The organism is Frondihabitans sucicola (genome assembly GCF_030296615.1).
Lineage (GTDB): Bacteria > Actinomycetota > Actinomycetes > Actinomycetales > Microbacteriaceae > Frondihabitans > Frondihabitans sucicola.
On record NZ_AP027732.1, the window covers coordinates 1,408,812 to 1,424,308 of the forward strand.

The 15,497-nt window shown below is 63.3% G+C and carries 9 protein-coding genes, 1 tRNA gene, 3 rRNA genes and 1 pseudogene; 13 read left to right on the forward strand and 1 reads right to left on the reverse strand.

Features of this window, described 5'->3' with window-relative positions; all coding sequences use genetic code 11:
- Positions 1 to 119: 119 nt before the first annotated feature.
- The 6 genes from QUE79_RS07400 (at position 120) to QUE79_RS07425 (ending at position 8,222) form a co-directional block, all read left to right on the forward strand.
- Positions 120 to 1,648, forward strand: a 16S ribosomal RNA gene (locus QUE79_RS07400).
- A gap of 483 nt (positions 1,649 to 2,131) precedes the next feature.
- Positions 2,132 to 5,257, forward strand: a 23S ribosomal RNA gene (locus QUE79_RS07405).
- A 175-nt stretch (positions 5,258 to 5,432) separates the two neighbouring features.
- A 5S ribosomal RNA gene (gene rrf / locus QUE79_RS07410) occupies positions 5,433 to 5,549 on the forward strand.
- Together the 16S, 23S and 5S rRNA genes form the textbook arrangement of a ribosomal RNA operon.
- Before the next feature lie 97 nt (positions 5,550 to 5,646).
- Complete coding sequence (gltX, locus tag QUE79_RS07415) at positions 5,647 to 7,137, forward strand: glutamate--tRNA ligase (RefSeq protein ID WP_286346107.1); 1,491 nt, start codon at positions 5,647 to 5,649, stop codon at positions 7,135 to 7,137.
- On the forward strand, positions 7,134 to 8,084 hold the full coding sequence (locus QUE79_RS07420; protein WP_286346108.1) for an NAD(P)/FAD-dependent oxidoreductase: 951 nt from the start codon (positions 7,134 to 7,136) through the stop codon (positions 8,082 to 8,084). Before gltX ends, QUE79_RS07420 begins: the two co-directional genes overlap by 4 nt.
- Positions 8,085 to 8,150: 66 nt before the next feature.
- A tRNA-Gln gene (locus QUE79_RS07425) sits at positions 8,151 to 8,222 on the forward strand.
- Between the two features lie 82 nt (positions 8,223 to 8,304).
- Here the strand turns inward: QUE79_RS07425 and QUE79_RS07430 are convergent.
- Entirely contained in the window at positions 8,305 to 9,177 is an 873-nt protein-coding gene (locus QUE79_RS07430) for a hypothetical protein (RefSeq protein ID WP_286346109.1), read from the reverse strand.
- A 358-nt stretch (positions 9,178 to 9,535) separates the two neighbouring features.
- Between QUE79_RS07430 and QUE79_RS07435 the strand changes: the two genes are divergently transcribed.
- The 7 genes and pseudogenes from QUE79_RS07435 to QUE79_RS25335 all read left to right on the forward strand — a co-directional run bounded on the left by QUE79_RS07435 (position 9,536) and on the right by QUE79_RS25335 (position 15,463).
- Entirely contained in the window at positions 9,536 to 10,522 is a 987-nt protein-coding gene (locus tag QUE79_RS07435; protein ID WP_286346110.1) for an RDD family protein, read from the forward strand.
- A gap of 268 nt (positions 10,523 to 10,790) precedes the next feature.
- Positions 10,791 to 12,065 (forward strand): ABC transporter substrate-binding protein, encoded by a 1,275-nt coding sequence (locus QUE79_RS07440; protein ID WP_286346111.1) that lies wholly within the window; start codon positions 10,791 to 10,793, stop codon positions 12,063 to 12,065.
- 121 nt (positions 12,066 to 12,186) lie between these two features.
- Positions 12,187 to 13,187 (forward strand): annotated as a pseudogene (locus tag QUE79_RS07445) (carbohydrate ABC transporter permease).
- Positions 13,184 to 14,095, forward strand: coding sequence for a carbohydrate ABC transporter permease (locus tag QUE79_RS07450; RefSeq protein ID WP_286346112.1), 912 nt, complete (start codon positions 13,184 to 13,186; stop codon positions 14,093 to 14,095). Before QUE79_RS07445 ends, QUE79_RS07450 begins: the two are co-directional and overlap by 4 nt.
- 12 nt (positions 14,096 to 14,107) lie before the next feature.
- Positions 14,108 to 14,353 carry a hypothetical protein gene (locus QUE79_RS07455; RefSeq protein ID WP_286346113.1) on the forward strand — a complete coding sequence of 82 codons (246 nt, stop codon included), beginning with the start codon at positions 14,108 to 14,110 and terminating at the stop codon, positions 14,351 to 14,353.
- Between the two features lie 17 nt (positions 14,354 to 14,370).
- Complete coding sequence (locus QUE79_RS07460) at positions 14,371 to 14,937, forward strand: LacI family DNA-binding transcriptional regulator (protein ID WP_286346114.1); 567 nt, start codon at positions 14,371 to 14,373, stop codon at positions 14,935 to 14,937.
- Positions 14,938 to 15,013: 76 nt separating this feature from the next.
- Entirely contained in the window at positions 15,014 to 15,463 is a 450-nt protein-coding gene (locus tag QUE79_RS25335) for a substrate-binding domain-containing protein (protein ID WP_350271660.1), read from the forward strand.
- Positions 15,464 to 15,497: the final 34 nt, after the last annotated feature.

Consider the following 15,497-nt stretch of genomic DNA (forward strand, 5'->3'; position numbering starts at 1 on the left):
TTGGGTGTTGGGTTTCTTTGAGATTGAAATGGACAACAATCGTCAGATTGATTTGTACCTTTTGGTCAGTATCAAACTTGCTGTCAGCTGCCTATTCCGGTGGTTGGTGGTGTTTTTCTTTTACGGAGAGTTTGATCCTGGCTCAGGACGAACGCTGGCGGCGTGCTTAACACATGCAAGTCGAACGATGATCTGGAGCTTGCTCCAGGGATTAGTGGCGAACGGGTGAGTAACACGTGAGTAACCTGCCCTTGACTCTGGGATAAGCGTTGGAAACGACGTCTAATACCGGATATGACCCCTGCTGGCATCGGCTGGGGGTGGAAAGATTGTTTGGTCAAGGATGGACTCGCGGCCTATCAGGTAGTTGGTGAGGTAATGGCTCACCAAGCCGACGACGGGTAGCCGGCCTGAGAGGGTGACCGGCCACACTGGGACTGAGACACGGCCCAGACTCCTACGGGAGGCAGCAGTGGGGAATATTGCACAATGGGCGAAAGCCTGATGCAGCAACGCCGCGTGAGGGATGACGGCCTTCGGGTTGTAAACCTCTTTTAGTAGGGAAGAAGGGAGCTTGCTCTTGACGGTACCTGCAGAAAAAGCACCGGCTAACTACGTGCCAGCAGCCGCGGTAATACGTAGGGTGCAAGCGTTGTCCGGAATTATTGGGCGTAAAGAGCTCGTAGGCGGTTTGTCGCGTCTGCTGTGAAATCTGGGGGCTCAACCCCCAGCCTGCAGTGGGTACGGGCAGACTAGAGTGCGGTAGGGGAGATTGGAATTCCTGGTGTAGCGGTGGAATGCGCAGATATCAGGAGGAACACCGATGGCGAAGGCAGATCTCTGGGCCGTTACTGACGCTGAGGAGCGAAAGCATGGGGAGCGAACAGGATTAGATACCCTGGTAGTCCATGCCGTAAACGTTGGGAACTAGATGTAGGGGCCATTCCACGGTTTCTGTGTCGCAGCTAACGCATTAAGTTCCCCGCCTGGGGAGTACGGCCGCAAGGCTAAAACTCAAAGGAATTGACGGGGGCCCGCACAAGCGGCGGAGCATGCGGATTAATTCGATGCAACGCGAAGAACCTTACCAAGGCTTGACATATACCGGAAACGTCCAGAGATGGTCGCCCCGCAAGGTCGGTATACAGGTGGTGCATGGTTGTCGTCAGCTCGTGTCGTGAGATGTTGGGTTAAGTCCCGCAACGAGCGCAACCCTCGTTCTATGTTGCCAGCACGTTATGGTGGGAACTCATAGGAGACTGCCGGGGTCAACTCGGAGGAAGGTGGGGATGACGTCAAATCATCATGCCCCTTATGTCTTGGGCTTCACGCATGCTACAATGGCCGATACAAAGGGCTGCAATACCGTAAGGTGGAGCGAATCCCAAAAAGTCGGTCTCAGTTCGGATTGAGGTCTGCAACTCGACCTCATGAAGTCGGAGTCGCTAGTAATCGCAGATCAGCAACGCTGCGGTGAATACGTTCCCGGGCCTTGTACACACCGCCCGTCAAGTCATGAAAGTCGGTAACACCCGAAGCCGGTGGCCCAACCCCTTGTGGGAGGGAGCTGTCGAAGGTGGGATCGGTAATTAGGACTAAGTCGTAACAAGGTAGCCGTACCGGAAGGTGCGGCTGGATCACCTCCTTTCTAAGGAGCATGTACTGCCCGGTCTGTCTACAGCCGGATGATGCAGTCAAGTCAGTCCACAGCGAATGTCTGTGGGTGGCGCTCATGGGTGGAACATTGACAGTGGCCTTCACACGAAGGCTTCGTGCTTAGTACAGCTCCTTTGGGGGTTCGGAACGGTTGCGGGGTCGGGTGGTGGGGGCGTGCACGTTGTTGGGTCCTGAGGGACCAAGCCGGCCGGCGCTCGAGTTATCGGGTGTGGGTGGTTGAACTCCTCTTGCGGACTTTGAGGTCGGGCATCACTTGCTCGGGTTTCTTGGTGTCGCCCGTTTTTTGAGAACTACACAGTGGACGCGAGCATCTTGGATGCGCTCTTTGAGTGTCATCCGAGTGCAATTTCTTCCCCAGTCGGTCTTTGGCCGGGTGGGGTAACGAGATAACACTGATATGCCGCGCGAATGGGTTCTGTCTTCGGATGGGGCCGTATTTGTCGTGGTTCTTTGTGGTCAAGTTTTTAAGAGCAAACGGTGGATGCCTTGGCATCTGGAGCCGAAGAAGGACGTAGAAATCTGCGATAAGCCTCGGGGAGCTGATAATCGAGCTGTGATCCGAGGGTCTCCGAATGGGGAAACCCCGCCAGGCGGCGTGCTGACCTGGTGACTCCCGCCTGAATATATAGGGCGGGTAGAGGGAACGTGGGGAAGTGAAACATCTCAGTACCCACAGGAAGAGAAAACAACAGTGATTCCGTGAGTAGTGGCGAGCGAAATCGGAAGAGGCTAAACCGGTCATGTGTGATAGACGGCGGTCGTTGCATGGTCGGGGTTGTGGGACGTGTTTTTCAAGTCTGCCGGCTTGGAGCAGTTACAGCGCATTATAGGCGAACCGCATTGAAAGGCGGGTCATAGAGGGTGCCAACCCCGTAGCCGAAATGGTGTTGCTGGCTGGATGCGTATCCCAAGTAGCACGGGGCCCGAGAAATCCCGTGTGAATCTGTCAGGACCACCTGATAAGCCTAAATACTCCCAGATGACCGATAGCGGACAAGTACCGTGAGGGAAAGGTGAAAAGTACCCCGGGAGGGGAGTGAAATAGTACCTGAAACCGTTTGCTTACAAACCGTTGGAGCCTCCTTAGTAGGGGTGACAGCGTGCCTTTTGAAGAATGAGCCTGCGAGTTAGCGATATGTGGCGAGGTTAACCCGTGAGGGGTAGCCGTAGCGAAAGCGAGTCTGAATAGGGCGATTCAGTCGCATGTCCTAGACCCGAAGCGAAGTGATCTATCCATGGCCAGGTTGAAGCGACGGTAAGACGTCGTGGAGGACCGAACCCACTTCAGTTGAAAATGGAGGGGATGAGCTGTGGATAGGGGTGAAAGGCCAATCAAACTTCGTGATAGCTGGTTCTCTCCGAAATGCATTTAGGTGCAGCGTTGCGTGTTTCTTGCCGGAGGTAGAGCTACTGGATGGCCGATGGGGCCCAAAAGCTTACTGACGTCAGCCAAACTCCGAATGCCGGTAAGTGAGAGCGCAGCAGTGAGACGGTGGGGGATAAGCTTCATCGTCGAGAGGGAAACAACCCAGACTACCAACTAAGGTCCCTAAGCGTGTGCTAAGTGGGAAAGGATGTGGAGTTGCAGAGACAACCAGGAGGTTGGCTTAGAAGCAGCCACCCTTGAAAGAGTGCGTAATAGCTCACTGGTCAAGTGATTCCGCGCCGACAATGTAACGGGGCTCAAGCACACCACCGAAGTTGTAGATTTCATATTTTAGACAAGCCTTCGTGGTTCAGTCGTATGGAGTGGTAGGAGAGCGTCGTGTGGCGAGTGAAGCGGCGGTGGAAACCAGTCGTGGACGCTACACGAGTGAGAATGCAGGCATGAGTAGCGAAAGACGGGTGAGAAACCCGTCCTCCGAAAGACCAAGGGTTCCAGGGCCAGGTTAATCCGCCCTGGGTAAGTCGGGACCTAAGGCGAGGCCGACAGGCGTAGTCGATGGACAACGGGTTGATATTCCCGTACCGGCGAAAAACCGCCCAAGCTAATCCAGTGGTGCTAAGAGTCCTAACCCGGCTGAGTGGATCCCTTCGGGGTGATGCCGGCCGGTCTAACGCTCGACCCCATGCTGGTGCGGTTAGCGTATTAACAGGTGTGACGCAGGAAGGTAGCTGAGCCAGGCGATGGTATCCGTAAGGTGAACCTGGTGTAAGGATGTAGGGCTGACGATAGGCAAATCCGTCGTCAATGCGCCTGAGATCCGATGCGTACCCCTCACGGGGGAATTCAGTGATCCTATGCTGCCGAGAAAAGCATCGACGCGAGGTTTTAGCCGCCCGTACCCCAAACCGACTCAGGTGGTCAGGTAGAGAATACCAAGGAGATCGAGAGAATCGTGGTTAAGGAACTCGGCAAAATGCCCCCGTAACTTCGGGAGAAGGGGGCCGGAACCGTGAACGGATTTACTCCGGGAGCGGGAAAGGCCGCAGAGACCAGTGGGAAGCGACTGTTTACTAAAAACACAGGTCCGTGCCAAGTCGCAAGACGATGTATACGGACTGACGCCTGCCCGGTGCTGGAAGGTTAAGAGGAAGGGTTAGCGTAAGCGAAGCTCAGAATTTAAGCCCCAGTAAACGGCGGTGGTAACTATAACCATCCTAAGGTAGCGAAATTCCTTGTCGGGTAAGTTCCGACCTGCACGAATGGCGTAACGACTTCCCAGCTGTCTCAACCGCGAACTCGGCGAAATTGCACTACGAGTAAAGATGCTCGTTACGCGCAGCAGGACGGAAAGACCCCGTGACCTTTACTACAGCTTGGTATTGGTGTTCGGAGTGGCTTGTGTAGGATAGGTGGGAGACTGTGAAGCTCGGACGCTAGTTCGGGTGGAGTCATTGTTGAAATACCACTCTGGTCACTTTGGATATCTAACTACGAACCGTGATCCGGTTCTGGGACAGTGCCTGGTGGGTAGTTTAACTGGGGCGGTTGCCTCCCAAAAAGTAACGGAGGCGCCCAAAGGTTCCCTCAACCTGGTTGGCAATCAGGTGTCGAGTGTAAGTGCACAAGGGAGCTTGACTGTGAGACTGACAAGTCGAGCAGGGACGAAAGTCGGGACTAGTGATCCGGCAGTGGCTTGTGGAAGCGCTGTCGCTCAACGGATAAAAGGTACCTCGGGGATAACAGGCTGATCTTGCCCAAGAGTCCATATCGACGGCATGGTTTGGCACCTCGATGTCGGCTCGTCGCATCCTGGGGCTGGAGTAGGTCCCAAGGGTTGGGCTGTTCGCCCATTAAAGCGGTACGCGAGCTGGGTTTAGAACGTCGTGAGACAGTTCGGTCCCTATCCGCTGCGCGCGTAGGAAATTTGAGAAGATCTATCCCTAGTACGAGAGGACCGGGATGGACGAACCTCTGGTGTGTCAGTTGTTCTGCCAAGGGCACCGCTGATTAGCTACGTTCGGAACGGATAACCGCTGAAAGCATCTAAGCGGGAAGCCGGCTTCGAGATGAGATTTCCATCCCCTTCGGGGGAGAGGCTCCCAGCTAGACTACTGGGTTGATAGGCCGGATGTGGAAGCGAGGACTAACGACTCGTGGAGCTGACCGGTACTAATAAGCCGATAACTTGACAACACCCCCAACCCCGTCGTTCTGCGGGTTGGGCAGTGATGCTTGCGTCCACTCTGTGGTTCCCGAAACACGGTCGATGACTGGTTCGTGGAACAGATAATTCAATACTGAGCGAAAGCTCCGTGACATGACTTCAAGCCGGCAGACCCTGATGGGTGTGTACTGCTTGACCTAGTGTTTCGGCGGCCATAGCGAGAGGGAAACGCCCGGTCACATTCCGAACCCGGAAGCTAAGACTCTCAGCGCCGATGGTACTGCAAGGGGGACCTTGTGGGAGAGTAGGACACCGCCGGACTCCATTTAGAAACACCAGAAAGGCCACCCTCACGGGTGGCCTTTTTGCGTTTAACTCCCGGCCTGACGGCATCCGTCGAACGGTAGGATTGACGGCGATGTCTGCCTCCTTCACCACCGCGACCGGCGCCGACGTGCGTGTCCGGTTCTGCCCGTCGCCCACCGGTACGCCCCACGTCGGGCTCATCCGTACCGCCCTGTTCAACTGGGCCTACGCCCGTCACAACGGCGGCAAGCTGATCTTCCGGATCGAGGACACCGATGCCGCGCGCGACAGCGAGGAGAGCTACGCGCAGATCATCGACGCGCTGCGCTGGCTGAAGCTCGACTGGGACGAAGGGGTCGAGGTCGGTGGCCCCAACGGCCCGTATCGGCAGTCGCAGCGGCACGACGTGTACCAGGGCGTCATCGACCAGCTGAAAGAGCGCGGGCTGCTCTACGAGAGCTTCGCCACGGCGGACGAGATCGAGGCGCGCAACGTCGCGAACGGTCGCGACCCCAAGCAGGGCTACGACAACTTCGAGCGCGACCTCACCGACGCAGAGCGCGAGGCGTTCCGAGCGGAGGGTCGCTCGCCCGCGCTTCGTCTTCGCGTACCCGATCGCGACCTGAGCTTCGACGACCTCGTCCGTGGCGAGATCACGTTCCCGGAGGGGTCCTTCAAAGACTTCGTCGTGGTTCGCCCCAACGGCATTCCGCTCTACACGTTCGTGAATCCCGTCGACGATGCGCTGATGGGGGTCACCCACGTGCTGCGCGGCGAAGACATCCTGTCGTCGACTCCGCGGCAGATCGCCCTCTACGAGGCGCTCGTCGAGATCGGGCTGACCACGTACATCCCGCGTTTCGGGCACCTTCCCTACGTCATGGGCGGCGGCAACAAGAAGCTTTCCAAGCGCGACCCCGAGGCCAACCTGTTCCTCCACCGCGACAACGGGTTCATCCCCGAGGGTCTCGTCAACTACCTGGCCCTCCTCGGCTGGTCGCTGACGCACGACCGCGACGTCTTCTCCCTCGACGAAATGGTGGCCGCGTTCGACGTCGCCGACGTGAATCCCAGTCCCGCGCGTTTCGACGAGAAGAAGGCGGAGTCGATCAACGGCGATCACATCCGCCTCCTCGCTGCCGACGACTTCGCCGGGCGGCTGGTCCCGTACCTCGGCGACTACCTCGCGACGCCTCCGACGGCCGCCCAGCAGCGCACCCTCGACGACGCGGCGCCTCTCGTCCAGGAGCGCATGCAGCTCCTCGGCGAGACTCCCGGTCTCCTCGGCTTCCTCTTCACGAGCGACGACGATCTCACCTTCGACGACGATGCGCTCAAGACGCTGGGCGACACCTCCGGCGACGTCCTGCGAGCGGCCCTCGTAGCCCTCGGCGGGGTCGGGCACTGGACCGCGGCCGAACTCGAGGTCGCTCTTCGTGGTGCCCTGGTCGATCAGCTCGGAATCAAACCTCGCAATGCCTTCGGGCCGCTCCGGGTCGCCATTTCCGGGCGCAGGATCAGCCCGCCCCTGTTCGAGTCGATGGAGATCCTCGGTCGTGATTCGACCGTGGCTCGCCTCGAGAAGCTTCTGGCGCGGCCGTGACCGTCGCGTCCGATCCCGAGGTCTACGACGTCGCAGTCATCGGAGGTGGGCCGGCCGGCCTGAGCGCCGCGCTGAATCTCGTGCGGGCTCGACGCAGGGTCCTGCTTCTCGACAGCAACCGCCCTCGCAACTCCGCGACGCTGCTGGCCCACGGTTTCTTGACGCGGGACGGCATCTCGCCGCTCGAACTTCGCAAACTGGGGCGCGAGGAGGTCCTCCGGTACGACGGTGCCGAGCACCGGATGACCATCGTCGAATCCGTCACACGTGTCGACGCCGGGTTCGAGCTGGCGTGCTCGATGCGGAACAAGCAGTCGACGGCCGTGGCTCGGACGATCCTGGTCGCCACGGGGCTCCACGAGACGCTGCCGGAGATCGCAGGGCTGCGCGCGTTCTACGGGACCGCGTTCCACAGCTGCATCGAGTGCGACGGGTACGACAAGCGCGATCAACGCCTCGCCGTCATCGGGGAGTACCCCGACCTCGCCGAGCGTGCACTGTTCCTGACCCAGTGGTCGAACGACCTCGTCGTCTTCACGAACGGCAGCGACGTCGTCACCCTGCTGGAGGAGGAAGCGCTCGACTCCCGAGGGATCCGCGTCGACCGGCGAGCGATCGCCGAAGTCGTCGGGGGTCGCGACGGCGTGACCGGACTGCGTCTCGACGACGGAGAGATCGCCGACGTCGTCGGGGGTTTCGTGCGCCCGGGCTGGTCGAGCGAGCTCGACTACCTCGAGGGGCTCGCCGCCGACCTCGACGCCGACGGTCTCCTCGTGTCCGACGGTCACGGCCGCACGACCGCGGCCGGGGTCTACGTCGCCGGGGAGTCCGCCGCCCCGGGGCCTCAGCAGCTGATCGTGGCCGCAGGATCCGGGGCCAAGACCGCCACCACCATCAATCGCGACCTCGTCGGCGGCATTGGAGACCTCGCCGATGCTGTACAGTAGACACTCGGTTCGGTAATACGAGTCGATCATGTTTTCACCATCGCTCGGCGAATGTGTGAAATATCATGGGGTATGGTGTAATTGGCAACACGACTGATTCTGGTTCAGCTGTTCTTGGTTCGAGTCCAGGTACCCCAGCTCGAGTAACGCACAAAGCCCCCGGGAATCCGGGGGCTTTCTGCTTTACTCGGGCTCGTGTCACTGCCAGGCGCCGCCGCTCCTACTTGCAGGGAACGACCGTGGTGCCGCCGTGGCCGTTGGAAACGACGCAGGCGTGGCCGGCACCGCTTCCGACCTGGCCGCCGCCGACGTTTCCGCCGAGTCCACCGCGGACGGGTCCGCCGCCGACGGGGCCACCCCCGCTCGAGACGGGAGCGCGTCCCCTCACGGGTGGCGAGGAGCTGCTGCCGGAACTCCCGCCGCCGCTGTAGCTCTGTGCGGCAGCGCTTCGCTCGGCCGCGGCGACTCGGGCGGCCTCGGCTTTCTTCGCGGCGGCCTCGGCGGCGGCTTTCTTCGCGGCGGCTTCTTCGGCGGCTTTCTTCCTGGCCGCGGCGACCTGGGCGGCCACGCGGGTGTGTTCCGAGGTCTGGAAGGCCGCGAAGTCCGTCGTGAGCGCCGCGACGCGTGCGTCGAGCGCCTTCCGCTCACGTGTGGACTTCTTCGCGAGGCCGGTGATCGCGGAGGCGTCTTCCCGCGTGAGACACGTCGTCGGAAGGGGAGTGTGGGTGAGTGCGTTCCGGCCGTCGGCCACGGCGCTGGTGAGCTCGGATCCACTCGGGCGGGCGGGCGACGCGACGACCGCTTTCGTGTTCTTCGTGGCGGCGACCGCCTCGACCGCCTTGGCTGCCGGGCGGTTGGCGTACGGGGTGCTCTTCCAGCCTTCACCGCCCGGCAGGGCAACGCTCGCGGCGGCCGTGAGGGCCTTTGCCGCCGAGGTGTTGGAGGCCGCGGCCGCCCTGCTCGCGGCTGCGCCGGCCCCGACGGCGACGGTGCACTGCCGTGCGGTCTCCGACGCGGCGGCTCTCGCGACGCCCAGGGACGTCGCCGTGCCGCCGCCCGCGACGACGAGGGCCGCGGCGACGATGACGATCACCCGGCTTCTGGTCGGCCGTGGTCTCATGCGCGAGCCCCCGACGGCGAGCTCGCGCCGGATCCCGTGTGGTCGGCGCGCGACGAAGCGACGTGAGAGTGCACTGCAGATTCCCCTACACCCAGCAGTCCGCTGAGGTCTTCCTGATTCTTCGTCGAGCCTAGGGGAGCGTCGGCGTGGTGATCGTGCCCCTCTTCTGGGGTCAGCTCGGTCGTGGTGGCACCCGCTTGGGGAAGGCGCTGTCGGGAGAAGCTGGCCAGACTTGATCCCGGGGAAGTCGCGCGCGCCGCGTTGTCGTCGCCCCCGTATCGATCGCACTGGGGGCAGGATCGCCCCCACAAGCATTTCCTGGGGGAACACCATGACCGACTCCGTCACCACCGACTCGACCGGAGCGCCGGTCAAGCCTCGGTTCTGCTCCGCGTGCGGCACTCCCGCATCGTCGGGCGCCTTCTGCGCGTCGTGCGGAACCGCGCTCACCGCTGTCGCTCCGCACGCGGCCGCGAGCGCCCCGGCTCCGACCGTGCCGCCCGCTCCGACGGCGCTGCCCGCTCCGACCGTGCCGCCCGCTCCGACCGCAGCACCGGCGCAGCATTTCCCGGCGCCGACGCAGCCGGCGCCGACCCCGCTGCCGGTGGGCACCGCCCCCGCGGCGGGCCCGGTCCCCGACGCGGGATCGGTGCCGTGGCAGTCGCAGCAGCCGGCGACTCCCGGCTACGTGGCCGCCGAGGCCGTCGCGAGCCAGACGACGGAATACGTCCAGGTCGCCGGTCTCGGAGCGATCCGCCTGGCGAGCCTCGGCCAGCGCGTCGGTGCGCGACTCATCGACATCGTGATCGTGGTGCTCGCGTACGTGATCATCGCCCGGATCGTCAGCGCCGCCGCCGCCGCATCCGCACGCGCGACGTATTCGGGTTACGGGTACCTCGAGTCGAGCGCCGCGAGTATCGGCGCCGGCATCGGCGGATTCATTCTCGGGACGTTCCTGGCTGCCGTCTTCGCCTACGTCTACGAGGTCGTCATGACCGCCGCCTGGGGCCGCACGGTCGGCAAGATGATCGTCGGTCTCCGCGTCATCCGCGCGGTCGACGGCCGCAAGCCGAACGTGGGCAACGCCTTCCTCCGCTGGATCTCGCCGGGACTCGGCGGGCTGATCCCGTTCGTCGGCCCCTTCGGGGCACTGCTGGTGCTGCTCTCGCCGACGTTCGACTCGTCAGGACGTCGCCAGGGCTGGCACGACAAGATGGCCGGAACGCTGGTGGTCATCGGGCCGAAGGCGGTCACCAAGGAGCGCGGCGCAGCGCTGCTGAATCAGGCGCGCGAGACCGCAGACCGTTACCGCCGCTAGCACCGATCGCGACGAGACCACCGCCCCCTGTTCGCCGATCTCCCCTGTCCCGGCGCCGCCGAAAGGCGTCCGTGACACCGGGGGAGTGGCGAACAGGGGGCTCCGTGTTCGGCGGACGGCGGCACGAAATGTCCTTCGTTGTCGGTCTCGACGGAAAGGTAACGATGAGCAACCGGTTGCTGCAACCGGTTGCTGTCTCTACAGCGAACGGGTTATGTTTGCCTGGCACCAAGCAATGAAGCAGATGCGATCTCAATGAGGAGAAGACATGAAAACCAGGCGTTTCGCCGCGGTGGCCGGTATCGCGGTCATCGGGCTGGCATTGGCAGGCTGTTCGGGCAGCAGCTCCGGGGGCGGTGGCGGCGGAGGAGCCGCCTCGACCGGTCTCAGCAGCAGGGGCCCCATCACGTACGTTCAGGGCAAAGACAACAGCAACGTCATTCGTCCGCTCATCGCCAAGTGGAATGCAGCCCACCCCAGCGAGAAGGTCACCTTCAAGGAGCAGTCGACCGAGGCCGACCAGCAGCACGACGACCTCGTGCAGCACTTCCAGGCCAAGGACGCCGGCTACGACGTCGTCGACGTCGACGTCGTGTGGACGGCTGAGTTCGCAGCCAAGGGCTGGCTCACTCCGCTCACGGGCAAGATGAAGATCGACACGTCGCCTCTCCTGCCGGCGACGGTCGCCACCGCGACCTACAACAAGACGCTCTTCGCTGCACCGCAGACCTCCGACGGAGGCCTGCTGTACTACCGTTCCGACCTCGTCAAGACCCCGCCGAAGACGTGGGACGAAATGATGTCCGACTGCAGCATCGCCAAGGCCCACGGCATCGGCTGCTACGCCGGCCAGTTCGCCAAGTACGAAGGCCTCACGGTGAACACCGCCGAGGCCATCAACGGCGCGGGCGGCTCCATCCTCGCCAAGAACGGCACAACGCCGACCGTCGACACCGCCGCCGCGAAGAAGGGTCTGCAGAACCTCGTCGACGCCTTCAAGGACGGCAACATCCCCGCCGAGGCGATCACGTACCAGGAGGAGAACGGCCGCACCGCGTTCGAGGCCGGCAAGCTCCTCTTCCTGCGCAACTGGCCCTACGTCTACTCGCTGGCCAAGACCGACGGCTCGTCGAAGGTCAAGACCAGCTTCGGCATCGCCCCGCTTCCCGGGGTCGACGGCGTCGGAGCGTCGACGCTCGGCGGTCACAACGCGGCGATCAGCGTGTACTCGAAGCACAAGGCGACGGCTCACGACTTCCTCAAGTTCCTCGAGTCGAACGAGACGCAGAGCTTCTTCGCCACGCAGGGCTCCCTCGCCCCGGTGGTCGCGAGCCTCTACACCGACCCGGCCCTGGTGAAGAAGCTGCCCTACCTCCCGACGCTGCTCACGAGCATCCAGAGTGCCGTTCCGCGCCCCGTGTCGCCGTTCTACCCGGCTGTCACCGCGGCGATTCAAGACAACTCGTATGCCGCTCTCAAGGGATCGAAGACGGTCGACGAAGCGCTGAAAGACATGCAGGCCGCCATCAAGGCCGCCGGCTAACAACGCACGACGAAGGGGCGAGCAGGATCCGCGTGATCCTGCTCGCCCCTCCCCTCACCGCTGAACCGTTCCGCACACTCGGCAAGGAGGCCCCGTGTCCGCACTCACCGATCTCCCTTCAATCTCTCGCGAACCGAAACCCGTCAAGCCCCGTAAGAAGGGCGGCCTCAACGAGGCCCACGGCCGCTGGGCCTTCTACCTGATCGTCCCGACCGGCATCCTGCTCGCGGTCGTCATCGGCTATCCCGTGGTCAGCGCGGTCATCATGTCGTTCCAGAAGGACGCCGGTCTCGACAAGGCGACCGGGCTCTTCGTCGCCGGAGGCTTCGCCGGCGTGGCCAACTACGCGCACTGGTTCCTGCAGCAGTGCACCACGGCTGCCGGCACCGCCGCGTGCCCCCGGGCAACATCGGCTCGCTCTTCTGGGAGGCCATCGGCAACACCCTCTTCTTCACGGTCGTGACCGTGATCTTCGAGACGGTCATCGGCGTGTGGATGGCCATCATCATGAACCGCAACTTCCGCGGGCGTGCCCTCGTCCGCGCAGCGATCCTGGTGCCCTGGGCGATTCCCACCGCCGTCACTGCGAAGCTCTGGTACTTCATCTTCGACTACAACGGCATCCTCAACCACGTGCTCGGCACCCAGATCATCTGGACCTCGGGCGAGTGGTCGTCGAGATTCGCGATCGTCATCGCCGACACCTGGAAGACGACGCCGTTCATGGCGCTCCTGATCCTCGCCGGTCTGCAGCTCATCCCCGAAGAGGTCTACGAGGCCGCCTCGATGGACGGTGCGTCGACCGTGCAGCGCTTCTTCCGGATCACCCTCCCGCTCGTCAAGCCGGCTCTGATGGTCGCCGTCCTGTTCCGCGTGCTGGACGCGCTGCGCATGTACGACCTCCCGGCGATCCTCACCGGCGGAGGTGGTGGCACCGGTAACGCGACCACCACCCTGTCGATCCTGGTGGTGAGTCAGATCAGACAGGGATTCAACTCGGCCTCCGCCCTGTCGACGATCACCTTCCTCCTCGTCTTCCTGGTCGCGTTCCTCTTCGTCCGGTTCTTGGGAGCCAACGTGGTGCAAACGCAGGCCGCCCAGCAGAAGGGTGAACTCAAATGAGCGTCGCCGTCGATCGTCCTCGGGCGAACGCCCAGGGCAAGTCCTCCGACTACGCTAAGGTCAACGTCCGGACCAACAAGCGCCGCGGTCCTGCGATCCGCACGGCCATCAGCGCAATCGTCATCGCCGTCTGGTGCCTGCTGCCGTTCTACTGGATGATCGTCACCGCCTTCCGCGACGTCGGCTTCACGTTCTCGACCGACGCCTGGCCGAGCCACGTGACGTTCGACAACTTCACGACCGCGTTCTCGACCGAACTGGGGAACCACCTCGGGCGCGCTCTCCTGAACAGCCTGTTCATCGGCGCGGTCGTCACGATCATCGGACTCCTGGTCGGGACGACCGCCGCCTACGCGCTGGCCCGCCTCGACTTCAAGGGGAAGTCGATCATCGCCGGCGGCATCCTGGCCGCCTCCATGTTCCCGGGCGTCGCCCTCATCACGCCGCTGTTCCAGCTCTTCACGAACCTCGGCTGGATCGGGCAGTACCAGGCGCTGATCCTGCCGAGCATCTCCTTCGTACTGCCGTTGACGGTGTACACACTGACGTCGTTCTTCCGCGAGATGCCGTGGGATCTCGAGGAGGCGGCCCGGATCGACGGGTGCACCAGGGTGCAGGCGTTCCGGCGCATCATCCTGCCGCTCGCTGCTCCCGCCGTCTTCACGACGGCGATCCTGGCGTTCATCTCGTCCTGGAACGAGTACCTCATCTCGAGCCAACTCTCGAGCGACGCCACGCAGCCGGTGACGATCGCCATCGCCGGCTTCCAGGGCAGTGTGCCGCACCAGGAGCCGTACACCGCGATCATGGCGGCGGGCACCATCGTGACGATCCCGCTCGTGATCCTGGTGCTCGTCTTCCAGCGTCGCATCGTGGCCGGCCTCACCGCCGGCGGCGTGAAGGGCTAGACGATGGCTCGCATGTCGCCGCCCAAGCCGACCGACCGGGTCGACGTGATGATCGGATTCCTCGGCGTGTTCGCCGCGCTGTTCCTGGTGGTCACCATCGCCTGCGAGGTGACCGGGCGACCGGCCCTCTCGTACGCGCTGATCCTGCTGGCGCTCGTCGTGGCGCTGGTGCTCGAGGTGCGCCATCGCGGTGCCATCGTCCGCCGCACTACCGCCGCGCCCGGGGAACTGGCAACGGATCGTTCCGGTCACGAGTGACGAAGTAGAGTCGCACCGTGAGTGGCATCCAGGAGATCGCATCCGCCACCGGGCTGTCGAAGGCGACGGTCTCCCGAGCCCTGCGAAACCTGCCGAGCGTTGCTCCCGCGACCGTGATGGCCGTCCGGAGGAAGGCCGACGAACTGGGTTACATCCCGTCGTCGGCCGCCTCCGGGCTGGCCACCGGCCGAAACCACGCGGTCGGAGTCGTCGTGCCGGTGATCGACCGGTGGTTCTACATCCGGGTGCTCGAGGGGGTCGACGCCGAACTGCGGCGGGCGGGGTACGACCTGATCCTGTTCAATCTGGCCGGGCAAGCCGGTAATCGCGAGCGGGTCTTCCACCGTTCGATCCTGCGGAAGCGGGTCGACGCCCTCGTCCTCCTGTCGCTGGTGTTCGACGAGGCCGAGCGCGAGCAGCTCGAGCTCACCGAGTATCCGACCCTCGTCATCGGGGGCCGGCACCCGGCATCCGTCACCTCGGAATCGACGACCACGACGTCGCCTCCCGCGCGACGACCTATCTTCTCGGGCTCGGGCACCGAAGGATCGCGCACATCGGCGGGCAGGACGAAGCGGGCATGAACGTGCTGGTACCGGGCGAGCGCCACCAGGGCTACGTCCACGCGCTCGCCGAAGCCGGCATCGAGGCGATCCCGGAGTGGAGCCCGAACGGCGAGTTCACCTTCGCCGGCGGCCACGACTCGATGAAGCGGCTGCTGTGCGGCAGCTCCTCCCGACGGCGGTGTTCGCGGCCTCCGACGAGATGGCGTTCGGCGCGATGCTCGCGATTCGGCAGGCCGGGCTGCGAGTGCCGGAGGACATCTCGGTCGTCGGGATCGACGGGCACGCCTACGGCGAGACGCTCGGTCTGACCACGTTCGCGCAGGACCCCACGGCACAGGGGCGCGGGCCGCGCGCGTCCTGCTGGGGGAGCTGGCCGGGCAGCCCGCTCTGCCGCGGTTCGAGCCGGCACCGGTCGTGTTCGTGGAGCGGACGTCGGCCGGGCCTCCTCCCGCCTGACGCGCGCTCTCGCCCCTCCTGCCCTCCCTCCTGCCCTCCCCCTCAAATCGAAGGGGATTTTTCGCGGGAAGGCACCGGATCCGCATGAGCGCTGCCCGAGGGGGAGAATCCCCTTCGATTTA